Genomic DNA, 23,145 nt, shown 5'->3' with positions numbered 1-23,145 from the left:
AAGTATTCCGTTTGAGAATATTTTTTAGAGAAGTATATCATATAGAATGAATGATGTGTAATAAAAAATCCCTCCGAATATTCGAAAGGATTTTATGAAATTATAACTCGTAATATCGATTATTTTTTATTCTTACCGTTTTTGTAAATTACTTTTTCTACTACCTGAATTTTTGGTGTAGCTTTAGAATTGTTTTTCTTGAAAGGTTTTTTAGCAGCCGTTCCAGATTTTGATGGCTTTTGGTCACCTCTTGATTTTTCAGCATCTTTTGGGCTTGCTTTAAATTCAGGTCTTTCTTTCGTGCTCTCTTTTTTTGGAATTTCTGCTTTGTGTTTTGCTAAAACATCATTCGGGTTTTTAGGATTTTCTTTTGTTCCTCTTAAATGAATTACCAATCCGTTTAAGAAGTTACGTAATACCTGATCACCGCATTCCATGTAATTTTCATGATCTTCGGCTCTAAAAAAAGCTCCTAATTCTGATTTTGTAATTCTAAAATCTACTAATTCTAAAATTTCAACTATTTGATCGTCACGGAGCATCAAAGCCACGCGAAGTTTTTTTAGTATATCGTTGTTCGTCATCGTTTAATTTTTTACAAAGGTACGTTTTAAAAGCAATTACACTTAAAATTGCAGCCAAATATGTTAAGTTTTTTGCCGCTTTTAAGCATAATATTTATTTATTACGGATATCAGTTTATCTAAATCTTCGTGAAGATGATTGGCTGTGACTACAATTCTATTTAAATTATTTGAATTTTCCTGATATTTAAAACTCGCAATAATAATCTTATTTGCTTTTAAAATTTCAATAAGATTATCATCTCTAAGATAAATCAGCGGATAGTATTTATCAAATTTAATGGCATCATTTTTAATTAATTTGTGATTTATATAATCCAAATTATCGAGTAATTTTTGATGTTGTTTTGGATAAATTTCTGCAGCATCAGCAAGAGTCTGTACAAAAGCAGGATTCATTCCAGCAGCAGAAACAAAAGTATCCAGTTTTTTTATTTGATTTATAAAAATAGCATCGCTCGCAATAACACCGCCCGTTAAGCCAAAAGCTTTTCCTAAAGATGAAACCATGATTTTTCTTTTTATAGGAAAATTAATTTCAGCGTAAATTCCACAGCCATTTTTATTTAAGATTCCCAACGAATGCGATTCATCAACTATTAAAGTAATTTCTTTATGATTTGGAATTTTCTTCAAAATAGATAAGTCGATCGCTTTGGTTTCAAAAGAAGGAACTCCATCCGCCAAAATAGTAATTCTCTCTGATTTTGAATCTGTCAAAAGCGGATTTATTTCGCCATTTATAAAAATCGGTATACTATTACTGGTTTGAATAGCAGGATGAATATCTGAAAAATGGAAGAAAGAATCTGTTGCTTTTTTTATTTCATCGATCACCAGTTTTCCGGCCAGCATGCCTGATGAAACGGTAACAGCAGCTTCAGCTTTTATGTATTTGGCTAAAAAATTTTCGCCATTTTCATAAGCTGTCAATTTTATATTGGCACTTCTAGAGCTTCCGTAAGTCGTTCCCCATTTTAAAATATTTTTGACAACCAATTCCTGAAAAGCTATATTGGTTGGCAGACCCAAATAAGCAGTTCCTCCAAAATACAAATACTGTTCTTGGTCGATTTCTATAACTCTGTCAGGAAATTGGTTGACGTTCATTTTGATTAGATTAAAGTAACGCCAGTTCCGTTAAGAGCTGAATAAGAAACGATACCATTTTTAATAGTTACTCCAGTTGCAATATCTTCAGCCAAAAGCAATGCGCCATCCATGTCGACATAATCAAGCTGAGGCAGTAAATGAGCAATTGCAGAAATTCCCACCGTAGATTCTGTCATACATCCAACCATAGTTTTTAAGCCTAATTTTTTAGCTTCTTCTATCATGCGCTTTCCAGGAGTCAGACCACCACATTTAACCAATTTTACATTTACTCCATGAAAATGGTTAAAACATTTAGCAACATCTTCTTCGATAATACAGCTTTCGTCTGCAATTATTGGAAGAACAGAATGTTTAAAAACCTCTTTATGCGCTTCCCAGTTATCAGCTTTCATAGGCTGTTCTAAAAATTCAACACCTAATTTCTTTAATTCAATTGCGTTATTTATCGTTTCGTCTACGCCCCAGCCACAATTGGCATCAATTCTAAAAATGGCATCGGTATGTTTGCGGAGTTCTTTTACGATTGCAATATCTTCTTTGGTTCCTAATTTAATTTTATAAATCGGCCAAGGAAGTTCCTGCATTTTAGAAACCATCTTTTCTATAGAAGCAATACCGATTGTGTAATCAGTTAATGGGTTTCTTTCGGTAGTATAATTCCATAATTCGTATAATTTTTTGCCTTTTTTACGAGCATATAAATCATTGTAGGCTAAATCTAGCGCACATAAAGCAAACATATCTTCTTTTAAATACGGATATATTTTTGCCCAAAAAACTTCTGGAGTTTCATTTTCTGAAGTTTCGATAATAGTTCTGATTTTTTCTAAATCTGCCATCATTATCGGAACTGTTGTTTTGTAATACGGATTTGAAGTTGCTTCTCCAAAACCAGAAAATCCTTCACTTTGCAATTCAACAATCAGCGAAGGCTGTACATCGATTGATTCTCTCGAAATGGTGAAAGTGTGTTTTAGTTTTAAGTTGTATTCTCTTAAAATTAGTTTCATAATTATATGATTATTTTTTTTGATATTTTTAATAGCCTAGCCAAAGTACTGCTTTTACAAAACCGTCGCGCCATAATTTTTCATTGTGTTCGCCACCTTTTACAATTTTGGTTTTATTAAGATGAAGGCAATAACATCTTTTAGTATCTAATAAACGTTCCATTTTACTTAAATCTTTTACCATGTCATCACTTTCTTTGTCTCCACATAAAAAATAAATTTTGGTTTTGATTTTAGGAACTTTTTCTGCGTAAGTGTAAATGTCTTTAGAAAACCAAAATGAAGGCGAAAACACACCCGCTTTTCCAAAAACTTCCGGATATTTAAGAATTGCATAATATGATACTAAACCGCCAAGCGAGCTTCCCATTATAGTGGTGTTTTTGGCTTTGGTTTTGGTTCTGTAATTTTTATCTATGTATGGTTTTAAAGTTTTTACAATAAATTCAAGATAATTATCTGCATTTCCTCCGCCGTATTTTTCATTTTTAAATGGCGTCAATTCGTCAATTCGTTTATCATTACCATGTTCGATTCCAACCACAATTACCGGTGCTCTTAAACTGTCAAGTTTTTCATCTACATTCCATTCACCGACAAAAGAAGTTTTTGCATCAAATAAATTTTGAGCATCGTGCATATAGATTACACTGTATTTTTTTTTGGCTGAAGCCGAATAGCCTTCTGGTAAATAAATCCAGATTTTTTTTGTGGTTTTGAGTTGAGGAGCTTCAATAGTAAAAGTCGACACGTTTTTTGAAGCTGTGCTTTCTTGTGCGTTTCCAATGTTGGCCATCCACAGAAAAATAAAAAAGAAAAGTCCTCTAATCATCAGTTGTTTTGTGTTTTAGATTTAAATATGATATTTTAGCTAAAAATAACAAATTTGATGAATTCCGAAGAAGAAAAGAGAAGTTTACTTTTAGAAATGATCGCTTTCTCAACTGTTGATGGTGAATTGCACAAACGCGAGCTAGAATTTTTATGGCTTGTTGCGCAAGAACTCAATATTGATAAGACTCTTTTTCAGGATTTATTTCATCAGGAACACATCACTAAAGTTGTAAAATCAGAGTTTCAGCGCATTCAGCAATTTTACAGATTAGCGCTGATCATGCATTGTGACGGGGTTCTACACGAAAAAGAAGCAAAAGCCATTCAGCAAATTGCGATTGAAATGGGGTTGAATCCAAGTGCTGTAAAACGCGTTCTCGATTTAATGAAAAAATCATCAAACGCTATGATCGATCCTAAAGTTTTATTGAAAGTTTTTCAGGAACAGCATAATTAAGCCAATTGTTCCTGCAATTTTTTAATATCATCGCGAAGTTTAGCAGCTTGCAGGAAGTCTAATTCTTTTGCGGCTTTTTCCATTGATTTTCTTTTCTCGCGAATCATTTTTTCTAATTCGGCTTTAGATAAATATTTTGTTTCTGGCTCAGCTGCAATAGATAAAGTATGTCCTAATTCATATTCTACCAAAGGATTTTTAGTAAATGCACTTTCGATTTTTTTATTTAGGGCTTGTGGTACAACGTTGTTTTCAGTATTGTAATTAATCTGTTTTGTACGGCGATAATTGGTTTCATCAATTGTTTTTTGCATGCTTCCTGTAATTTTATCAGCATACAAAATTGCTCTTCCATTTAGGTTTCTAGCCGCACGTCCTATTGTCTGCGTAAGCGATCTGTGGTTTCTCAAGAAACCTTCCTTATCTGCATCTAAAATTGCTACAAGCGAAACTTCTGGTAAGTCAAGACCTTCACGAAGCAAGTTTACTCCAATTAAAACATCAAAAATACCTTTTCGCAAATCCTGCATGATTTCGATACGTTCTAAAGTGTCTACTTCAGAATGAATATAACGACAGCGAACGCCCACTTTAGTTAAGTATTTGGCTAATTCTTCGGCCATTCTTTTGGTTAAAGTGGTCACTAAAACTCTTTCGTCTAATTCGCAACGAACTTGAATTTCTTCAATTAAATCATCAATCTGATTCAAGCTTGGGCGTACTTCAATAATAGGATCTAATAATCCGGTTGGACGAATAATTTGTTCCACATAAATCCCATCCGTTTTTTGCAATTCATAATCTGCCGGAGTTGCTGACACGTAAATTACCTGATTTTGCAAGGCTTCAAATTCTTCAAATTTCAAAGGTCGGTTGTCCATTGCGGCAGGTAAACGGAAACCATATTCCACTAAGTTTTCTTTACGGCTGCGATCGCCTCCGTACATAGCATGCACCTGTGAAACGGTTACGTGACTTTCATCAACCACCATTAAATAATCGCTAGGAAAGTAGTCTAGTAAACAGAAAGGTCTTGTTCCAGCTTCTCTTCCGTCAAGATATCGAGAGTAATTTTCGATTCCGGAGCAATAGCCTAATTCTCTAATCATTTCAAGATCGAAATTCGTGCGTTCTTCAAGGCGTTTTGCTTCAAGATGTTTTCCTATTTCTTTAAAATAATCAACTTGTTTCACTAAATCTTGCTGAATTTCCCAAATCGCCCCTTGTAAAACATCTGGCGACGTTACAAACATATTGGCTGGATAAATGGTCAGCTTTTTAAACTTTTCAATAACTTGAGAAGTTTTAGCATCGAAAGATTCTATTTCTTCTATTTCATCCCCAAAAAAGTGAATTCTATACGCATCATCAGCATAACTTGGATAAACTTCAACCGTATCGCCTTTAATTCTAAAAGTTCCCGGATTAAAATCAGCTTCAGTTCTTGCGTATAAACTTTGCACCAAACTGTGCAAGAATTTAGTTCTAGAGAGCACTTGATCTCTTTCGATGGCAATTACGTTTTTCTTAAATTCAACGGGATTTCCAATACCATATAAACACGAAACTGATGCCACAACTAAAATATCTCTTCTTCCTGAAAGGAGAGAAGAAGTTGTGCTTAAACGCATTTTTTCAAGCTCTTCATTGATAGATAAATCTTTTTCGATGAAAACCCCAGTTACAGGCATAAAAGCTTCTGGCTGATAATAGTCGTAGTAGGAAACAAAATATTCAACAGCATTGTTCGGAAAAAACTGTTTGAATTCTGAATATAACTGCGCCGCTAATGTTTTGTTGTGTGCCAAAACTAAAGTTGGCCTTTGCACTTCCTGAATAACATTGGCAACTGTAAATGTTTTTCCAGATCCGGTAACTCCTAATAAAGTTTGATATTTTTCACCATCTACAATTCCTTGCGAAAGCTTTTCAATAGCTTGTGGCTGATCACCTTTTGGACTATATTCTGAGGATACTTGGAAATTCATTTTTACGCGATAAAATATTTGTTTTGTAAAGATACAAAGTTTGAATCCTTTAAAAAAGCTTTAAAAGAGTGTAACTTGAGAAATTACAAATTGATCTAATTTAAAAAATCAGCAATTGCATCGTTGACAATTTTTGACTGATCTATAGTTAAAAAATGCCCTGCATCTGGTATTTTTTTTGTTTTGACATGAATTAGATATTTTTCTGCACGTTCTAAACTTTCGTCAGAATTAATTACATCTTTATCACCAATTAAAACTAAAACTGGATTTGTAATCGACTTTAATTCATCATCTGAAAAAGGCGTCATTTTTAGCATACTCGAATTCGATTTTGCGTATTTATTGGCTAAATAAAATTGTCTTTTATAAACAGGACTGATTTTTTCAGGATGTGTGGAGAAGGTCTTTAATGTTTTTCCAAATTTCTTTTCACTTGGAAAAAGTTTCAACATTAATGCCGTTGTTGTTTTTCCCATTTTGTCAATAAATTTAAAAGTTTGAGCGGGACTCAGAAGAACTATTTTATCAATTGAATTTTGTTTTTGGACTGCCAATAAAGTTGCAATCCAGCCTCCGCGCGAAGCAGCGACAATATCAAATTTCTTTAATTTATAATGTTTGAAAATTTCATTGTACCAAATTACAATTTCTTCAGAAGAAAGAGGTTTGGCTGTAAGTGTTGACTTTCCAGGTTCCATCAAAAAATCGATGGCATAAATTCTATGATTTTTTGCTAAAGATTTAATATTCGGATACCACATTGTTGAAGTAGCGTCCATTCCGTGAAGTAAAACTAAATCTTTTCCATTTTTTGGTCCTGCAATAATGATATGTGCTGTTCCAAAACTAGTTTGAATGTTTTCTTCCGTATAAGGAATATCCCAAAGTTTTAATGCTTTATCGTATGAATTTAAGTAAGCTTGTTTTTCAGTTTTTGTTTCAAAAACATAATCTTCAAATTTTGCTTTTTTAGAAGAGGCGCAGCTTGCAAGGGCAAGAAACAATACTAATCGAACGAATATTTTAGTTGGAGTCATAAAATTCTATTTACTTTTAAAGGTACGATAATGGTACGTGGAAAAAGTATTAGAATTTTGTTTTAAAGTATCATAATTATAATCTTTGGTCTAATTAGAAAAATAGCCTTTTTTCTGAAAATCTTTCTTTTGGAAGATTTATGATCTGATTATAAGAACTGGATTCTTTGTCTTCGTGATGTCTCCAAATAAAATTAGCATACCAATCTGCAAACCAAATCATTTTATTATTTGCGCTTTCTAAAAAGTTACAAGAAATAGTCATGTCAAATCCATTTCCCCAAATTTCTGTTTTAATATAATCGGGAAAACTTTCCCCATGACTAACTTTTATCGTTCTTTTATCAAGAATGATTTCAGCACTTTCAAATTTAATTATCTCGGGTTTTAATAATAGTCCAAGAACATAATTGTAAAATATATTTTTGTCTTTTTTTAATGAATCAAAGACTTTGCATTTATTTACAGTAATGGAAATAATTTTGAATGAAGTACTTTTATTAATTATCTTATTAGTTAATTGAGAAGTAATAAAAGAAGAATGTGCTGGTATAAAATTAGCTCCTTTTTTTCAACATTTGGAGTTAGATTGTATTTTTTATAAATGTCTGAAATAAAGCGCGAGATATACTTTTCTTCATCTTTAGATATAATAAATCCAGTAATTGTAATGAATTTACTTGACCCACCAGATCTATTAGGTTTCTCCATTTTCCAGCCTAAATCTCCGCTCTCATCAATGTATATTTTCATTTTTCGGCATAAAAAAAAAGGCTTTATAGCCCTTTGGTATTTTTAAAATAGCCCCCGAATACGATGTATTGATAATACATTTATGGTAGATGTTTCACCGCCACGTAGAATCAGGAATTACCTATTTATATAAACAAAGATAATAAAAATAAATCAAAAATTAATTTATTGAAAGAATTTTATTATAATTTAAAATTTTTCTGTTGTGCTTCACTCAAAAATGTCCAAGCAACAATACGGCTAGTTTTTTGGCCTTGAGCCATATCAATAGTTTTTATAGAAGCTGCGTTTACCTTATTTAAAGTTTTATAAATACTCGAAAGATTTTCTTTTTTAGAAACTAAAGTAGTAAACCACAAACACTGCATGGCATATTTTGCGCTTTCGTAAATCATTTGCGTTATAAAACCAATTTCACCTCCATCGCACCATAACTCAGTATTTTGACCTCCAAAATTTAAAACGGGATTAGTTTTTTTCTTTTCCTTTGGATTTAAATTTGAAACTTTACGAACTGTACTCTGATTAGCATCTTCGGCAGAAGAGTGAAAAGGAGGATTACAGATCGTGAATGTAAATCGGTCTTCGGGCGTAATAATATTTTTGAAAATAAATCTCGATTCGGTTTGCTGCTGTAAGCTTATAGCGTCAATTAATTTAGGATTGGCTTCGATAATTTTACTGCAGTTTTGAATCGCTTGAAGGTCAATGTCGGTTCCAACAAAACTCCAGTCGTAAATAGCATTTCCTAAAATCGGATAGATGCAATTAGAGCCAGTTCCTACATCTAAACCTAGAACGTCTGAACCTGTCGGAATGATTCCGCTATTAGTTTCAGCCAGTAAATCAGCTAAATAATGAATATAATCTGCTCTTCCGGGAATTGGCGGACAAAGGTAATTTTTAGGAATAGACCAATTTTGAATATCGTAATAAGTTTGTAATAAAGCTTTATTAAGCATTTTTACTGAAATGGGATTACTGAAATCAATAGTTTCAATTCCGTGAGTGTTGATTGCAACATGCGATTTTAACTCAGGACAATTCGTAATAAGAAGTTCGAAATCATAGCGTGAACGATGAAGATTTCGAGGATGTAAATTGGTTTTTTCAGAATTGTCTATTGTTTTCATTTTGTAAATTTGAGTGCAAAGATAGTCATTCCTTTTTGAGGAAAGGGTAATTATGAAAGGGAGTGTGCTTAATGGTCACAAACGCCTGAAGGAGCGAAACTAAATTAAGTTTTTATGATTGCTTAAACAACTTTTCATTAAGCCAATTGTCTAAATCCCTTGTAGTAAATGTTAGCGACTGTTTTTATCTTCGTAAACTGTGCCATTATCAACAATTGTTATTGGAATATTATTTTCTGTACACCATATTTTACACTCATCTAAATAAGTTGCCCATTTTTGTTTAGCCCATTCAGGCGCAGAAGTTTGCCAAACATCTTTAGTTGGAAAATAGACATTATATTCTCCCATTGTAAACTCAAAAACCAAAGAACCTTCTTCGCTTGTTGCTACCAACTCTTCTTTCCAACGAGAATTAAATTTAATGGTTGCCATTTTAAAATTATATTTTCAGGTTAAGTTAAAAAGATCAATTCAATACTTTCTTCTTGATAAATATTCTTGGTCATTTTTTTTGTGCTTTCTTCATCAATTCTATACTCAGAACTTAAAAAATCATTTACTTCCTCAATTGTTTCGAATTTCAATGATGCTTTATAATCTTCGTATAACTCTTGAATATCGTTCCATGATTCAAATTGCTTCTTGCTGAGAATAACTTTAGATGTCAAATAGATTATATTGTATTCCATGTATGTTTCTTGTGTATGATTTTTTCAACCCAATCCTTGTAAATGCTTACAGGGAACTATAGATTTAGTTTAGCAAAATAGGCTCTAACGTTGTGGCACTAAAGCGGGTTAGGGACGAAATTAAGCCCATTGTTCGGATTTGCCATCCCGAGACTTCGGGATCCAAATACAAATCAATTTTTCCATTAAGCCACATCCTGCTCCCTCTAAAGAGTACTCATGAAAAAATGGCAAATGTCTCCTCTACTTTGCGCAATTTTTATATCATTTAGAAATTACAATTGCTTCATTTATGTAAACATAAAAAAATATTCTGAATAACGCAAAACACTTTTAATCAACACATTCCATTAACAGCAAATCACCATTATCATGTACGATTGTAACAAGACCATCTTTTGCAACTGCATTACTGCTTCCGGTTCTGTATCCCATTGTCAGCGTGTCATTTTTTAAGGGATATTCTAGATTAGTAGAATGAATACCGTTTACAACACCAATTGGAATTAAAGAAATTGGCGTTTTTGCCGTATACCATTTTTCAAATTTGTTGGGTAGCAAAAATATTTTGGAGTGATCGTCGAGAATTACAATTTTTAATAAATCGCGATAACGAACAATATTGGTAAGATTTGTAATGGTATGATCAGCGCGTTTTCCGGTTGCCCAGACTACATTTACAGCAGGAATTTTTCTGGCTATCAAATAATCAAAAGCTTTTTCAAGATCTGTTTTATCCTGATCTGGAGTGTGCACAATTTCTATTGGATATTGTGAAGTTTTGTAAATTTCAGGATCGAAGCCACGATCGAAGTCACCTAATAGAACATCTACTTTAATGTCCAATTCAATCACTCTTTCTATAGCCGAGTCAAGTACAACAACAAGCGGCGACCACTCGAGCAATTGTCCTAATAATTCAGGATTGCATGCCGCTCCATTGGCAATAATTAAAGCGGGTTCCTGATCGTCGCGAACTATGTGATGTGATGACATTGAATTATTTTTATGTGCTTGCAAATGTACGATAGGATTTATGAATGATGATTAACGATTTAAGATTTTTGATTTTTTAAAACGATATAGATCTTAAATCTAAAATCGTACTCAAAAATCTTAAATCACCAATCTTCTATGGTAATTAATTTGCCCTAAATGATAGCCTAAATGTGTAGAAAGATGAACTAAAAAGAAACCAGTTGTCATTTCTTTTTCGAAAACGATTTGCGGGTAAATTTTTTCTAAATCAGCCTCTGTCAAAGTATTAAAAGCGTTATTTACAACTAAAATGGTTTCTTCAATTTTATTGATTAATTCTGATCGTGGAATATCTTTTATAGAAAATTCTAAAGGACGATTTCTAATATAGCGTGTTTTTCCGATTTCGGCTCCAATATAAGTATTAATATTACCGATAAGATGCAAACAAAGATTGCCTCCTGAATTTGAAATGTTTTTATCAATTGCCCAAATCTGACTTTCGTTTTGATAAGATTCGATTTCAACTTTTAATTTGTGGAGATCTCTGTTAAAAAGCGTTTTTAGAGTTTCAATTAACATGATTCAGTGTATTTAAATTAAGCTCTATTTTTTATTGGAATCCAGATTTCTTCTTCAGAAGCTGGATCGTCTTTTTTATATCTTTCATCCATGACGGCAAAATGAGGTCTATCGTCTACAGTATATTCAGAATTTGGAAGCCATTCTGTAAAAATACTGTGATACGTTTTATGCGCGTCAGTCGCTGGTCCGTAATGCATGAAAACGGCATATAAACCAGTCGGAATTACTAAGGTTTCCATTTCAGAAGGAATGTCTTTATAGTCTGTAACTTCTACTGCAGCCCATTTCTGAAAAGTTTTTTCCGGATTAAAATTGTCGAAATGGCCTTCTTTAAAAACTTCAAGAGAGTATAAAATAGTGTCGACTGTATTTTTGATTTCTTTTCGCCTTGGCATAAAACCGCTCCATAATTGAAAAGTTTTATTCTCAGTAAATGACATTATAATATGTTTTCCGATTAATTTTTTCTCGGCTAAAGTTCTGATCTGGGCTTCCATTTAGTAATTTTATTGAATAGTATATTTTCTTAAATCAGTTTCGCTAAGCGAAAAATACCCAAGCGGATAATTAGCTTTATTTGTCGTATTAATAATATTGCCTTTTACTGTTGCTGGAGGAGATTGAAATGGTCCGCCAACATTATTGCCCGCAATACTGACTAAGATACTCATATAATTGTAATATTGTTTTGAGATTCCGATGTGCGTGATTTCAATTTCATCTCCAATTTTTAATTCGTCATCATCCGAAATACTAAAAAATTCATTGCCTTGAAAAAACTTATCTTCATCAACGTAATAGTTTGATTTTATCTTATTTGAATACACATATTTGTACAGATAAAAATTATCAGCATCTGCCGGATCGTTATAAAAAGCTTTTATTTCAATGTCTTTTCCTGTAAAACCGCCTTCATTATTTTGCTCTATTCGTGTAATTGGAGCCACAGACTGAAAAGTTTCATCAGCAGTGTAAGTTTCGCCATTGTTTATTACGGTTAAACTATATTTTTCATTAATTACCGGCCTAAAATTAGTGCAGACATAACGGCCTGTTTTGGGAACTTCAATAAAATTAAATTGTTGGTTCTGGCTGTTTTTTATATATACTGTTGCCCCAGAAACTGTTGGAATAACATTCTCAAAATAACCGGTTGTTGTCGTCAGTTTTATAGTTTGTTGTCTGCCGTTTGTCCCTTTCTGCCAGTTTATAGCGGCTTCGATTACCAATTTTGGAGGAGCAGTATCTAAATCGACGTCGACAACTTCTTCACAGCTTGTAAAGAAAATGGATATAAAAAATACGATTAATAAGATTGCTTTTTTCATAATATATCTTTTGTTTCTTTTGAGAGAAAGTAGTTCTTAAAATTTAAAATTATAACTTACCGCAGGCACAATTCCGAAAATAGATGTTTTAACTGCTTCATTTTCGCCCGTATCTACATTTTGGCGGAAATTAATCGAAGCCGCATTTTTACGGTTGTATAAATTGTAAATACTAAAAACCCATTCGCCTTTCCAGTTTCTGTCTTTATTTTTTCTCGGAGTCAACGTTGCCGAAACATCTAAGTGATGATACGCAGGTAAACGGTTTTCGTTTCGTAAACCATAACTGGGAACAGTAATTCCTAAATATTCATATTGACCGTTTGGATAAGTAACAGGCTGTCCGGACTGTAAGGCAAAGTTAGCGCCAAATGACCATTTTTCATTTAAATTATAAGCCGAAGTTATCGCCAAATTATGTGTTTTGTCATAAGCTGAATTGTACCATTGTCCGTTGTTAATGCCAGTTTCTTCCGGCGTTCTTCCAGGAGTCTGTTGTTGCGACTTTGATAAAGTATACGAAATCCACCCATTAAATTTGCCTTCATTTTTTTTAACCATAATTTCTAAACCATATGCACGCATTTGTCCGTTCAAAATAACTTGTTCAATGGCATTATTCGCAATCAAATCGGCTCCATCAATATAATCGAGTCGGTTTTGTATTTCTTTATAATAAGTTTCGACTTCTACAGAATAAGCGCCATTATTAATATTTCTAAAATATCCCAGCGCAACCTGATCAGCAATTTGTGGTTTGATGTAGTTATCGCTTGGCATCCAGACATCCAGCGGAGTAGGAGAAGAGGTATTCGAAATCAATTGAAGATATTGCGCCATTCTATTATAACTGGCTTTTATCGCCTGATCATCATTTAATTGATACGAAATTGCAAATCGAGGTTCTAGATAATTATAATTTTTAATCGATTTGTTTTTGCTGTAATATTCTGTTCCAATTGGAGTTGCTTTTTCATAAATCTGCAAATCAGTATTAAATATAACAGGATTGTTATTTTCATATAAATTTATTGTCGAAGCTCCTAAACGGTAAAATAAACTGTATCGCAATCCGTAAGAAACGGTGATTTTTTTTGAAAGCTGATTTTCGGCATCAATATAAATGGAAGGTTCAAAAGCGTATTTTTTATCCAATTGATCAGGATTAATTCCAGATGATGCGTCACTTGGTTTAATCGTTCCGGGATTAAACTCATAATAAATTCCGTTCAAACCATAATTCAATTTGAATTTATCTGAAATATAGTTTTTGAAATCGTATTTGATATTGTAGTTTTTAATTCCAGAATCCCATTTAAAGCCTACAAAATCTAAATCGAGTCCGTAATAGTAATCACTGTAAATCAAAGATAAATTTGAAAACAGTTTATCTGAGTACAGATGATTCCAACGAAGATTTAAAGTAGAATTTCCATAAATATTGGTAAAACTTTTATTTAGGCTAAAGACATCGCGTCCAAAATATCCGGATAAATATAAACTGTTATTGTCGTTTAGTTTATAACTTAATTTGGTATTTAAATCATAAAAGTACGCAGAGTTGTCCTTGTTGTCTTCTGAAAATTTCAAGAATAAGTGAGCGTAAGAAGCACGTCCGCCAATTAGAAATGAACCTTTATCTTTTACAATTGGACCTTCTGCTAAAATTCGGCTGGAGATTAGTCCGATGCCTCCATTTACATGAAAATTTTTGCTGTTTCCATCCTTCTGATAAATGTCTAAAACAGAAGAGGCTCTTCCGCCGTAACGAGCTGGAATTCCACCTTTGTACAATTTTAAATCTTTAATAGCGTCTGGATTAAAAACGGAGAAAAAACCAAATACGTGAGAAGAATTAAAAATAGTAGCTTCATCTAATAAAATCAAATTTTGATCTGCGCCACCGCCGCGTACATTAAATCCTGATGCACCTTCGCCCGCATTAGTAACACCTGGCAGTAATAAAATTGATTTTAAAACATCAACTTCGCCTAAAACTACAGGCATTTTTTTTATGGTTGAGATGGAGAGTTTGTTAACGCTCATCTCTGGTGATTTGATATTGACTTTGCCTTTGTTATCTGTAATTACAACTTCTTGAAGTTCCTCACCGCCACCTTCGTTTAAGTTAAAATTTATCTTAGTGTTTTGATTTAAAACTACTGTTTTTTGAATCGTTTGATAGCCAACATAACTAATTTCAATTTGATGTTCACCACTCGGAATTGTAAGGGAATAAAAACCATATTCGTTTGTTGTGGTTCCGATTTTTAAAGCCGGAATGTAAATATTGACAGCAATTAGAGTTTCATTGCTTTTGAAGTCGGTTATAGTCCCGCTTAGTGTAAATTTTTCTTGAGAAAATGAAGTAAATGCAGTAAAAATTAAAAGAATAAGAAAGCTAATTTTTTTTGGAATCATTGTCTTTATTTTGATTTACATAGTTAAGAATTCTTACTAAACTTTGATGCGGAACGATTGTTAAACATTAGTTAAGATAAAAAAAGGACAACCGTTTTAGATTGTCCTTTTTACTATTTATTTGTAGTGCATAAATGCTTTCTGTTATTTTATTTTAGCAAGAATTGCATTGAATGTTGCACTAGGACGCATTGCTTTGCTTACTAATTCAGGAGTTGGCTGATAATAACCTCCAATGTTTTGCGGTTTTCCTTGAGCACCAATTAATTCAGCATCAATTTTAGCTTCGTTAGCTTCAAATTCAGCAGCAATAGGAGTGAAGATCGCTTTCAATTCAGCATCTTTATTTTGAGCCGCTAAAGCTTGAGCCCAATAAAAAGCAAGATAGAAATGAGATCCACGGTTGTCAATTTGACCAATTTTACGCGCTGGAGACTTATCGTTAGCTAAGAATTTGTCATTAGCCTGGTCTAAAGTTTCTGCTAAAACAATAGCTTTAGAATTATCTAAAGTTTGTCCTAAATGCTCTAATGAAGCACCTAGTGCTAAAAATTCTCCTAATGAATCCCAACGTAAATAGCCTTCTTCCGTAAATTGCTCAACGTGTTTAGGAGCAGAACCTCCAGCACCAGTTTCGAACAATCCACCACCATTCATTAACGGAACAATTGATAGCATTTTAGCTGAAGTTCCTAATTCTAAAATAGGGAATAAGTCAGTTAAATAATCACGTAAAACGTTTCCTGTTACAGAGATAGTATCTAAACCTTTGATGATTCTGTCTAAAGTAAATTCAGTTGCAGCAACCGGGTTTAAAATACGAATATCTAAATTAGTAGTATCGTAATCTTTTAAATATTTTTGAACTTTTGCTATCAATTCTCTGTCATGCGCTCTGTTTTCGTCTAACCAGAAAACAGCAGGAGTATCAGATAAACGAGCTCTGTTTACAGCTAGTTTCACCCAGTCCTGAATCGGAGCATCTTTTGCTTGACACATTCTGAAAATGTCATTTGTTTCAACGTTTTGTTCCATTAAAACGTTTCCGTTTGTATCAATAACACGAACAACACCATCAGCTTTCAATTGGAAAGTTTTGTCGTGAGATCCGTATTCTTCTGCTTTTTGAGCCATTAATCCAACGTTAGGAACACTTCCCATTGTTTTAGGATCAAAAGCACCGTGTTTTTTACAGAAATCGATAGTTGCAGTGTAAATTCCAGCGTAAGAACGATCTGGGATTACAGCAAGAGTATCTTGTTGTTTTCCTTCTTTGTTATACATCTGTCCTGAAGTACGAATCATTGCTGGCATAGAAGCATCAACAATAACGTCAGAAGGAACGTGTAAGTTAGTAATTCCTTTTTCAGAATTTACCATTGCTAAAGCTGGTCCGTTTTCGATAGCTTTAGTAATGTCAGCTTCAACTTGAGCTTGCTCAGGTCTTCCGGCAATTTTCGCATAAATATCACCTAAACCATTGCGAGTGTCAATGTTTAATTCATTAAATAAAGCTTCGTATTTTTTGAAAAGATCAGCAAAATATACTTCAACGATAGCGCCAAAGATAATTGGATCTGAAACTTTCATCATTGTAGCTTTTAAGTGCACAGAAAGTAAAATACCTTCTTTTTTTGCATCAGCAATCGCATCAGCAATAAAACTTTTTAAAGCTTTTAAGTTTAATACAGAACTGTCGATAATTTCACCTGCCTTTAGAGGAGTACTTGCTTTTAAAACAGTTATTGTTCCGTCTTTTCCAACAAATTCGATTTTTACATCATTTGCTTCTGCAACGGTAAGTGATTTTTCACTTCCGTAGAAATCGCCGTTTGGCATAGAAGCTACTTTAGTTTTTGAGTCGGCAGACCAAGCACCCATTGAGTGTGGATTTGCTTTTGCAAAGTTTTTAACTGCTCTTGGAGCTCTACGATCAGAGTTTCCTTCACGTAAAACTGGATTTACAGCAGAACCTAAAACTTTAGAATATTTTGCTTTAATTTCCTTTTCAGCATCATTTTGCGGATCTTCAGGAAAATTAGGAATGTTGTAACCGTGTGACTGCAATTCAGCGATAGCTGCCTTTAATTGTGGTACAGATGCAGAAACATTTGGTAATTTGATGATGTTCGCTTCAGGTTTTGTTGCCAATTGGCCTAGTTCAGCTAATGCATCTCCAGTTTTTTGAGCATCTGTTAAGACTTCAGGGAAATTAGATAAAATTCTACCTGCTAACGAAATGTCTCTGGTTTCAATAGCAATCCCAGCAGTAGCAGTAAATGCCTGAACAATTGGTAATAAAGAATAAGTCGCTAATAGAGGCGCCTCATCAGTTAAGGTGTAAAAAATTTTTGAATTCTGTGTCATTTTTTTTTTTTTTATAATCGTATCGTCAAGGAATAACGATGTAAATGGTATAGTCGGCTCAAAATGAGCGGAGCAAATATAATAAAATCAGTTCGAAAACGGTGTAGTTTTCCAGACAAATACCGGAATTATCAGATTGTTATTTCGAGCTCTTTAAATTGCTAAATCGATGATTTTGGTATTAAAATATTGCAGTTTTGTTATTTTAAAAATTAGGCACAAAAAAAAACTCGTTTCAAATTACTTGAAACGAGTTTTTTATAACAAAGAGATAAATGATTATCTTCTTTTATCTTTAATCTTAGCTTTTTTACCAGTAAGTTCTCTGAAGTAGAAAATTCTAGCTCTACGTACAGCACCTTTCTTGTTGATTTCAATTTTTTGCAAAGCTGGCAAGTTTACTGGGAAGATACGCTCAACTCCAATAGCTCCAGACATTTTACGAATAGTAAAAGTTTCTGTGTTACCAGAACCTCTTCTTTGAATAACAACTCCTTTAAAAAACTGAGTTCTTGTTTTTTCACCCTCTTTAATTTCGTAGAAAACTGTGATAGTATCTCCAGCTCCAAAAACAGGGAAATCTTTTTTAGCAACTAATTCGGTTTGAACGAATTTCATTAAATCTGCCATGATATCTTATAATTATGGTTTTTATATAGAGCAACATTCACGGATCTCGCCAGAGGTTAGTCTAATTCGGGTGCAAAGGTAATTAAAAAAATGAAATTCCAAAATAAATAAATTGCAAATTCCAATAAAAGAAAATCAACATTCTAATTTTTTAAGTAGTTGATCAATTGGAATTTGGAATTATAAATTTGAAATTTATTCAAGAAGATCTGGCCTTCTATTCTTCGTGTGTTCATACGCCATATCCTCGCGCCATTTATCAATTTTAGCAAAGTGACCGCTGGTTAAAACTTCTGGAACTTTCCATCCTTTATAATCTGCGGGTCTTGTATATATTGGGCCTGAAAGTAAATTATCTTGAAAACTGTCTGTCAAAGCTGAAGTTTCATCACTTAAAACACCAGGTATTAATCGGATTAAAGCATCAGATAAAACTAGAGCACCCAATTCTCCGCCAGATAAAACGTAATCACCAATCGAAATTTCTTTAGTTATAAAATGATCTCTCACGCGTTGATCTACACCTTTATAATGTCCGCATAAAATGATGATATTTTCATACATTGACATAGTATTGGCCATTTTTTGATTTAATGTTTCTCCGTCAGGCGACATATAAATAATTTCGTCATATTCGCGCTGGCTTTTCAAATGGGTAATACAATCATCAATAGGCTGTACCGTCATTACCATTCCTGCGCCTCCTCCAAACGGATAATCATCAACACTTTTTTGTTTATTGGTAGTATAGTCGCGTAAATTATGAAAATGTACTTCAACTAAACCTTTGTCGATAGCACGTTTCATAATCGAAGCCTCAAACGGACTTCTCAATAATTCTGGTAAAATTGTTATAATGTCAATTCGCATTTTTCTTCTTCAAAAGTTTGAAGGCAAATATACAAAGTAAATATTTGTGAAATTTAAAAACAAAACTCAAAAAGCATTTTCTCTTTTAAAGATATAATGTATTAGTATCTAGTGTGTTGCATGTTGAAAAGTAATAATTATATAACATATTAATTTTGTTATGTAAATATTTTATCATTAAATTGAACTACCATTACAGAATTATTTTTTGCATTAATAATTCACCAAAAACATAAATATTTACGCTATGAAAAAAATTATACCATTAATAGCTATACTTGCTTTTTATGCTTGCTCAAGTTCTCAAAACATAAGCGAAAACTGGATCGGAAAGACAAAACAAAGTCTTATTAAAAATTGGGGCACACCAATTAGAACCCTTGATAATGATAAGGATGGCGAAATACTTGTGTATGCAGATCAAGTTTATGATGGCTCAGACAGAAATCATAATTCTAGAATGGCAGGCACAAATTATTGGAACTACAGATATATATATGTAGATAAAAAAGGAAAAGTTTCTTCTTTTAGAAATGAAAAACAAAATTATCCTCCACAAGCAATAGATTCTAATAAAATGGTTGATATGAAATTATTGACGTCAAAATAATTGTTTAATAATAATTCATTTTGAATCTTTTACAGATTTTTAAAATCAATTTTGAATGTATCTTATAAAGTATTTCAATAAAAAGAGTAGCTTTACTTTTCGATTTTAAGATAAAAATGGTTACTAGAAGAAACTTTATTATAAATACCAGTTTAGCTGCAACGGCCGTTCTAGCTATGCCTTCATTAGCGTTTACTATGAATAAAAAACAAATTGGTCTGCAATTGTATACGCTGCGTGACGAAATATCTAAAGATGTAAATGTTGTTTTAGAAAAAGTTGCCGCGGCGGGTTATACTATAGTTGAAACTTACGGATTTTCGATAAAAGATCAATTTTGGGGATTGACTCCCATTGAGCTTAAAAAAGTCTTAGATGCTAATCATTTAAAAGCAATCAGCGGACATTATAATTTAGGAAGTTTTTTAGCGGATGGAAATACAGCAGAACTTATGGCTGCGATTGAAGCTGCTAAAACACTAAAAAATGAATTTCTTACGATTCCTTGGGTCGATGAAACTTTCAGAAAAAATACAGAAGATTATAAAAAGATTGCTTCTCGCCTTAATGAAGCAGGGAAATTATGTAAAAATGCTGGTTTAAAACTGGCGTATCACAATCATGATTTTGAATTCCAAAAACATGACGGCATAACTGGTTACGAGATTTTATTAAAAGAAACGGATAAAAATTTAGTTTCATTTGAATTAGATTTATACTGGGTGATCCGTTCAGGAAATGATCCACTTAAACTATTTAGAGAAAATCAAGGCCGTTTTAAAATGTGGCATGTAAAAGATATGGATAAAATAAATCCTTCCCTAAATACAGAAGTTGGTTCCGGTTCTATCGATTTTAAAACGATTTTTAAAGAAGCACAATTATCTGGAATGAAACACTTTTTTGTAGAACAGGAAAACAATTTTGCCGTAAATTCTTTTGCTTCTATTAAAGCCAGTTCTGATTTTATTTCAAAAGAATTGCTCTAAAATAATCATCTAAATACTATTTTTGTAAAGAATTAAATAAAGTAGACATGCAAAGTTTTGGAACAAGTAAAGAATTTATAAAAGGAGATGAGCTGGAGTGGGAAGTGGTTGGAGAAGGAATAAAACGCAAAATCATGGCCTACGATGATAAAATCATGTTGGTAAATGTTCATTTTGAAAAAGGTGGAATTGGCGTTTTACACGAACATTATCATTCGCAGGTTACTTATATTTCGAGCGGTAAATTTGATGTTACTATTTCAGGAATTACCCAAACATTAAAAGAAGGCGATAGTTTTTATATTCCGCCACATGCAATTCATGGCGTTGTTTGTTTGGAAAGTGGTCTTTTGACAGATGTATTTAGTCCTATTCGAGAAGATTTTATGAAACAATAAGTTTTTAAAAATCAGTATAATTCACAGTAAACAGGTACAATTTAGACTTAAGTTTTTAAAATTAATACAATTTTTAAAGATTTGATTCGAATTAGAGTAGTATTTTTGTAAAATGAATTTATCCAAAACGAATGTCTTATTTATGGCAGCTTGCACTGGACTTATAGTTGCAAATCTTTATTACTGCCAGCCTTTAATTGTTTTAATCGCCAACGAATTTAAAATTCCCGAAGCCAGCGCCGGAACAATAACGTATCTAACACAAGCTGGCTATGCAATCGGACTGTTTTTTATGGTGCCTTTGGGTGATAAAATCGAACGCAAAAAACAAATTCTAATAACGACTTTCGCTTCTGTAATTGCTTTAATTCTTGCAGCAACTGCAAAAAGTTTTTTCCTTTTGCAAATTGCTTCTTTATTAATCGGAATTACATCAATTGTACCACAGCTTATTTTGCCTTTGGCAGCTTCTTTAAGTGCGCCGGAACAACGAGGAAAAGTAGTGGGAACAATCATGAGCGGATTATTGGTCGGAATTTTACTTTCTAGAACTTTAAGTGGCTTTATCGGTCAGGTTTTAGGTTGGAGATCAATGTTTTATATAGCATCTGGAATTTGTCTTTTGATTTTTTTCGTCATTCAAAATAAATTTCCAGTAAACAAACCACAGTTTCAAGGAACTTATGGACAATTAATTAAATCTCTTTTTACTTTAATAAAAACACAGCCTGTTTTGCGCGAAGCAACTTTGATTAATGTATTCAGTTTTGCACAATTTGGTGCTTTCTGGACTACAATGGTTTTGTTGCTTTCAGGAGAACCGTTTCACTTTAACAGTGCCACAATTGGTTTATTTGGAATTGTAGGAGCTTCTGGAGCTTTAGCAGCACCATTAGTTGGTAAAATGGGAGACAAGGGAGGTTCTAGAGTTGCAGTTGGTTACGGCTGTTTATTAATTTTAGTCAGTTTTTTGATTTTTTATTTCTCAATAGAAAGTGTAATCGGAATTGCGATTGGAATTGTGTTTATTGACATAGGAATTCAAGGTGTTCATATTTCCAATCAAACACGTGTGTATTCGTTATTGCCAGAAGCCAGAAACAGATTAAATACAGTATTTATGTCATTTAGCTTCTTAGGAACTGCAGCAGGATCTGCTTACGGATTATTACTTTGGAAATTGGGCGGATGGCACGCTGTAACTATCGGATGTGTTGGGCTGTCAGTATTGGCATTTACAGTTTATGGACTTACTTATAAATCTATCTCGAAACGTCGGGACTAACAAATAGAAAACACAAATTGATATAGAATTAATTTGTAAATTTGCATTCAAATTAAAAATTACAACAATGGAAAACGGAATATACGCTAAATTCAACACAAGCAAAGGTTCGATTTTAGTAAAACTAACACACGATTTAACACCAGGAACCGTAGGGAATTTTGTAGCTCTTGCAGAAGGAAATATGGAAAATAAAGTAAAACCTCAAGGACAAAAATTCTACGACGGATTAACATTTCATAGAGTAATTCCTGATTTTATGATTCAGGGTGGATGTCCTAAGGGAACTGGGACTGGAGATCCAGGATATAAATTTGATGATGAATTTCACCCAAGTTTAAAACACGATCGTCCAGGAGTTTTAGCAATGGCAAATTCAGGACCTGCAAGTAACGGTTCTCAATTTTACATTACTCACGTACCAACTTCTTGGTTAGACGGAAAACACACTGTTTTTGGTCATGTAATCGAAGGTCAAGATGTTGTTGATGCAGTTGCTCAAGGTGATGCTTTGCAAACTATAGAAATTATTAGAGTTGGAGAAGAAGCTGAAAAATTTAACGCTATCGAAGCTTTTGTTGGTTTAAAAGGTGCACGTCTAAAAAGAGACGCAGCTTTGAAAGCAGAATCTGAAGCAAAAATGGAGCAATTGGCTGCTGGTTTTGATAAAACAGAAAGCGGATTACGTTATAAAATGATTAACAAAGGAGATGGTAAAAAAGCAGAAGCTGGTAAAACAGTTGCGGTTCATTACGAAGGATCTTTAGAAAACGGAAAAGTTTTTGATTCGTCTTATCCACGTAAAAAACCAATCGAATTTAGATTAGGTCAAGGTCAAGTTATCGAAGGATGGGACGAAGGTATTGCTTTATTGCAAGTTGGAGACAAAGCTCGTTTTGTAATTCCATCTGATTTGGCTTACGGTGCATCTGGAGCAGGAGGAGTTATTCCACCAAACGCAACTTTAATTTTCGACGTTGAATTAATGGAAGTAAAATAAGGAATTAGAGCAATCTAGTTTTGTTTTAAATAAGAATCCCATTCGCTTGCCGAATGGGATTTTTTTTATATTTACTC

24 protein-coding genes are annotated in these 23,145 nt (G+C 33.1%); 6 read left to right on the top strand and 18 right to left on the bottom strand.

Going from position 1 to position 23,145, the window contains the following annotated elements:
- Positions 1-119: 119 nt before the first annotated feature.
- The 4 genes from IRZ83_RS05085 to IRZ83_RS05070 all read right to left on the bottom strand — a co-directional run bounded on the left by IRZ83_RS05085 (position 120) and on the right by IRZ83_RS05070 (position 3,542).
- Positions 120-584, bottom strand: coding sequence for a DUF1456 family protein (locus IRZ83_RS05085; protein ID WP_029268637.1), 465 nt, complete (start codon positions 582-584; stop codon positions 120-122).
- A gap of 81 nt (positions 585-665) precedes the next feature.
- Complete coding sequence (locus tag IRZ83_RS05080; RefSeq protein WP_194567227.1) at positions 666-1,694, bottom strand: aminotransferase class I/II-fold pyridoxal phosphate-dependent enzyme; 1,029 nt, start codon at positions 1,692-1,694, stop codon at positions 666-668.
- Between the two features lie 5 nt (positions 1,695-1,699).
- A complete protein-coding gene (locus IRZ83_RS05075) occupies positions 1,700-2,710 on the bottom strand; it encodes a dipeptide epimerase (protein ID WP_194567225.1) in 1,011 nt (336 codons plus the stop codon).
- A 28-nt stretch (positions 2,711-2,738) separates the two neighbouring features.
- Complete coding sequence (locus tag IRZ83_RS05070) at positions 2,739-3,542, bottom strand: alpha/beta hydrolase (protein ID WP_194567223.1); 804 nt, start codon at positions 3,540-3,542, stop codon at positions 2,739-2,741.
- Between the two features lie 57 nt (positions 3,543-3,599).
- Between IRZ83_RS05070 and IRZ83_RS05065 the strand changes: the two genes are divergently transcribed.
- Positions 3,600-4,001: an excinuclease ABC subunit B gene (locus IRZ83_RS05065; protein ID WP_194567221.1), complete on the top strand. Its 402-nt coding sequence runs from the start codon at positions 3,600-3,602 to the stop codon at positions 3,999-4,001.
- On the opposite strand, the gene uvrB is transcribed toward IRZ83_RS05065, so the two are convergent.
- From uvrB to trmD, 14 genes are all read right to left on the bottom strand, one after another.
- Entirely contained in the window at positions 3,998-5,989 is a 1,992-nt protein-coding gene (gene uvrB, locus IRZ83_RS05060; RefSeq protein ID WP_029268645.1) for an excinuclease ABC subunit UvrB, read from the bottom strand. The genes IRZ83_RS05065 and uvrB overlap by 4 nt on opposite strands.
- Positions 5,990-6,084: 95 nt before the next feature.
- Positions 6,085-7,029: an alpha/beta fold hydrolase gene (locus IRZ83_RS05055; RefSeq protein ID WP_194567219.1), complete on the bottom strand. Its 945-nt coding sequence runs from the start codon at positions 7,027-7,029 to the stop codon at positions 6,085-6,087.
- Positions 7,030-7,545: 516 nt separating this feature from the next.
- The gene (locus IRZ83_RS05050; RefSeq protein WP_194567217.1) at positions 7,546-7,782 is read right to left on the bottom strand and encodes a DUF3800 domain-containing protein; all 237 of its coding nucleotides are present in this window, start codon (positions 7,780-7,782) and stop codon (positions 7,546-7,548) included.
- Between the two features lie 182 nt (positions 7,783-7,964).
- On the bottom strand, positions 7,965-8,915 hold the full coding sequence (gene rlmF / locus IRZ83_RS05045) for a 23S rRNA (adenine(1618)-N(6))-methyltransferase RlmF (RefSeq protein WP_194567215.1): 951 nt from the start codon (positions 8,913-8,915) through the stop codon (positions 7,965-7,967).
- A gap of 171 nt (positions 8,916-9,086) precedes the next feature.
- Complete coding sequence (locus tag IRZ83_RS05040; protein ID WP_194567213.1) at positions 9,087-9,350, bottom strand: hypothetical protein; 264 nt, start codon at positions 9,348-9,350, stop codon at positions 9,087-9,089.
- Positions 9,351-9,370: 20 nt separating this feature from the next.
- The gene (locus IRZ83_RS05035) at positions 9,371-9,607 is read right to left on the bottom strand and encodes a hypothetical protein (RefSeq protein ID WP_194567212.1); all 237 of its coding nucleotides are present in this window, start codon (positions 9,605-9,607) and stop codon (positions 9,371-9,373) included.
- Between the two features lie 333 nt (positions 9,608-9,940).
- Positions 9,941-10,603 carry a thiamine diphosphokinase gene (locus IRZ83_RS05030; protein ID WP_194567210.1) on the bottom strand — a complete coding sequence of 221 codons (663 nt, stop codon included), beginning with the start codon at positions 10,601-10,603 and terminating at the stop codon, positions 9,941-9,943.
- A 120-nt stretch (positions 10,604-10,723) separates the two neighbouring features.
- Positions 10,724-11,167 carry a DinB family protein gene (locus tag IRZ83_RS05025; protein WP_194567208.1) on the bottom strand — a complete coding sequence of 148 codons (444 nt, stop codon included), beginning with the start codon at positions 11,165-11,167 and terminating at the stop codon, positions 10,724-10,726.
- Positions 11,168-11,184: 17 nt separating this feature from the next.
- A complete protein-coding gene (locus IRZ83_RS05020; RefSeq protein ID WP_194567206.1) occupies positions 11,185-11,667 on the bottom strand; it encodes a GyrI-like domain-containing protein in 483 nt (160 codons plus the stop codon).
- A 9-nt stretch (positions 11,668-11,676) separates the two neighbouring features.
- On the bottom strand, positions 11,677-12,498 hold the full coding sequence (locus IRZ83_RS05015) for a DUF4249 domain-containing protein (RefSeq protein WP_194567204.1): 822 nt from the start codon (positions 12,496-12,498) through the stop codon (positions 11,677-11,679).
- A 36-nt stretch (positions 12,499-12,534) separates the two neighbouring features.
- Positions 12,535-14,919: a TonB-dependent receptor gene (locus IRZ83_RS05010; RefSeq protein ID WP_194567202.1), complete on the bottom strand. Its 2,385-nt coding sequence runs from the start codon at positions 14,917-14,919 to the stop codon at positions 12,535-12,537.
- A 144-nt stretch (positions 14,920-15,063) separates the two neighbouring features.
- Complete coding sequence (locus tag IRZ83_RS05005) at positions 15,064-17,286, bottom strand: NADP-dependent isocitrate dehydrogenase (RefSeq protein ID WP_194567200.1); 2,223 nt, start codon at positions 17,284-17,286, stop codon at positions 15,064-15,066.
- 279 nt (positions 17,287-17,565) lie between these two features.
- Positions 17,566-17,916 (bottom strand): 50S ribosomal protein L19, encoded by a 351-nt coding sequence (gene rplS, locus IRZ83_RS05000; RefSeq protein WP_007804248.1) that lies wholly within the window; start codon positions 17,914-17,916, stop codon positions 17,566-17,568.
- A 195-nt stretch (positions 17,917-18,111) separates the two neighbouring features.
- Positions 18,112-18,786, bottom strand: a complete 675-nt coding sequence (gene trmD / locus IRZ83_RS04995) for a tRNA (guanosine(37)-N1)-methyltransferase TrmD (protein ID WP_029268668.1) — start codon at positions 18,784-18,786, stop codon at positions 18,112-18,114.
- A gap of 247 nt (positions 18,787-19,033) precedes the next feature.
- On the opposite strand from trmD, the gene IRZ83_RS04990 reads away from it, so the two are divergent.
- The 5 genes from IRZ83_RS04990 to IRZ83_RS04970 all read left to right on the top strand — a co-directional run bounded on the left by IRZ83_RS04990 (position 19,034) and on the right by IRZ83_RS04970 (position 23,068).
- Positions 19,034-19,396, top strand: coding sequence for a hypothetical protein (locus IRZ83_RS04990; protein ID WP_194567198.1), 363 nt, complete (start codon positions 19,034-19,036; stop codon positions 19,394-19,396).
- Positions 19,397-19,512: 116 nt separating this feature from the next.
- Entirely contained in the window at positions 19,513-20,385 is an 873-nt protein-coding gene (locus tag IRZ83_RS04985; protein ID WP_194567196.1) for a sugar phosphate isomerase/epimerase family protein, read from the top strand.
- Positions 20,386-20,432: 47 nt separating this feature from the next.
- Positions 20,433-20,783: a cupin domain-containing protein gene (locus IRZ83_RS04980; protein ID WP_194567194.1), complete on the top strand. Its 351-nt coding sequence runs from the start codon at positions 20,433-20,435 to the stop codon at positions 20,781-20,783.
- 142 nt (positions 20,784-20,925) lie between these two features.
- A complete protein-coding gene (locus IRZ83_RS04975) occupies positions 20,926-22,068 on the top strand; it encodes an MFS transporter (protein WP_228520660.1) in 1,143 nt (380 codons plus the stop codon).
- A 67-nt stretch (positions 22,069-22,135) separates the two neighbouring features.
- Entirely contained in the window at positions 22,136-23,068 is a 933-nt protein-coding gene (locus tag IRZ83_RS04970; protein ID WP_194567191.1) for a peptidylprolyl isomerase, read from the top strand.
- Positions 23,069-23,145 lie beyond the last annotated feature (77 nt).

Source organism: Flavobacterium sp. JLP (genome assembly GCF_015350755.1).
Lineage (GTDB): Bacteria > Bacteroidota > Bacteroidia > Flavobacteriales > Flavobacteriaceae > Flavobacterium.
This window is presented reverse-complemented; position numbering and strand designations above follow the sequence as displayed.

Coding starts and splice junctions, on each gene's coding strand:
- IRZ83_RS05030 (WP_194567210.1), bottom strand. CDS start 10,603: ATGTCATCACATCACATAGTTCGCGACGATCAGGAACCCGCTTTAATT.
- IRZ83_RS04985 (WP_194567196.1), top strand. CDS start 19,513: ATGGTTACTAGAAGAAACTTTATTATAAATACCAGTTTAGCTGCAACG.
- uvrB (WP_029268645.1), bottom strand. CDS start 5,989: ATGAATTTCCAAGTATCCTCAGAATATAGTCCAAAAGGTGATCAGCCA.
- IRZ83_RS05025 (WP_194567208.1), bottom strand. CDS start 11,167: ATGTTAATTGAAACTCTAAAAACGCTTTTTAACAGAGATCTCCACAAA.
- IRZ83_RS05020 (WP_194567206.1), bottom strand. CDS start 11,667: ATGGAAGCCCAGATCAGAACTTTAGCCGAGAAAAAATTAATCGGAAAA.
- IRZ83_RS05040 (WP_194567213.1), bottom strand. CDS start 9,350: ATGGCAACCATTAAATTTAATTCTCGTTGGAAAGAAGAGTTGGTAGCA.
- rplS (WP_007804248.1), bottom strand. CDS start 17,916: ATGGCAGATTTAATGAAATTCGTTCAAACCGAATTAGTTGCTAAAAAA.
- IRZ83_RS05080 (WP_194567227.1), bottom strand. CDS start 1,694: ATGAACGTCAACCAATTTCCTGACAGAGTTATAGAAATCGACCAAGAA.
- IRZ83_RS05010 (WP_194567202.1), bottom strand. CDS start 14,919: ATGATTCCAAAAAAAATTAGCTTTCTTATTCTTTTAATTTTTACTGCA.
- IRZ83_RS05075 (WP_194567225.1), bottom strand. CDS start 2,710: ATGAAACTAATTTTAAGAGAATACAACTTAAAACTAAAACACACTTTC.
- rlmF (WP_194567215.1), bottom strand. CDS start 8,915: ATGAAAACAATAGACAATTCTGAAAAAACCAATTTACATCCTCGAAAT.
- IRZ83_RS05035 (WP_194567212.1), bottom strand. CDS start 9,607: ATGGAATACAATATAATCTATTTGACATCTAAAGTTATTCTCAGCAAG.
- trmD (WP_029268668.1), bottom strand. CDS start 18,786: ATGCGAATTGACATTATAACAATTTTACCAGAATTATTGAGAAGTCCG.
- IRZ83_RS04990 (WP_194567198.1), top strand. CDS start 19,034: ATGAAAAAAATTATACCATTAATAGCTATACTTGCTTTTTATGCTTGC.
- IRZ83_RS05065 (WP_194567221.1), top strand. CDS start 3,600: ATGAATTCCGAAGAAGAAAAGAGAAGTTTACTTTTAGAAATGATCGCT.
- IRZ83_RS04980 (WP_194567194.1), top strand. CDS start 20,433: ATGCAAAGTTTTGGAACAAGTAAAGAATTTATAAAAGGAGATGAGCTG.
- IRZ83_RS05015 (WP_194567204.1), bottom strand. CDS start 12,498: ATGAAAAAAGCAATCTTATTAATCGTATTTTTTATATCCATTTTCTTT.
- IRZ83_RS04970 (WP_194567191.1), top strand. CDS start 22,136: ATGGAAAACGGAATATACGCTAAATTCAACACAAGCAAAGGTTCGATT.
- IRZ83_RS04975 (WP_228520660.1), top strand. CDS start 20,926: ATGGCAGCTTGCACTGGACTTATAGTTGCAAATCTTTATTACTGCCAG.
- IRZ83_RS05070 (WP_194567223.1), bottom strand. CDS start 3,542: ATGATTAGAGGACTTTTCTTTTTTATTTTTCTGTGGATGGCCAACATT.
- IRZ83_RS05085 (WP_029268637.1), bottom strand. CDS start 584: ATGACGAACAACGATATACTAAAAAAACTTCGCGTGGCTTTGATGCTC.
- IRZ83_RS05050 (WP_194567217.1), bottom strand. CDS start 7,782: ATGAAAATATACATTGATGAGAGCGGAGATTTAGGCTGGAAAATGGAG.
- IRZ83_RS05055 (WP_194567219.1), bottom strand. CDS start 7,029: ATGACTCCAACTAAAATATTCGTTCGATTAGTATTGTTTCTTGCCCTT.
- IRZ83_RS05005 (WP_194567200.1), bottom strand. CDS start 17,286: ATGACACAGAATTCAAAAATTTTTTACACCTTAACTGATGAGGCGCCT.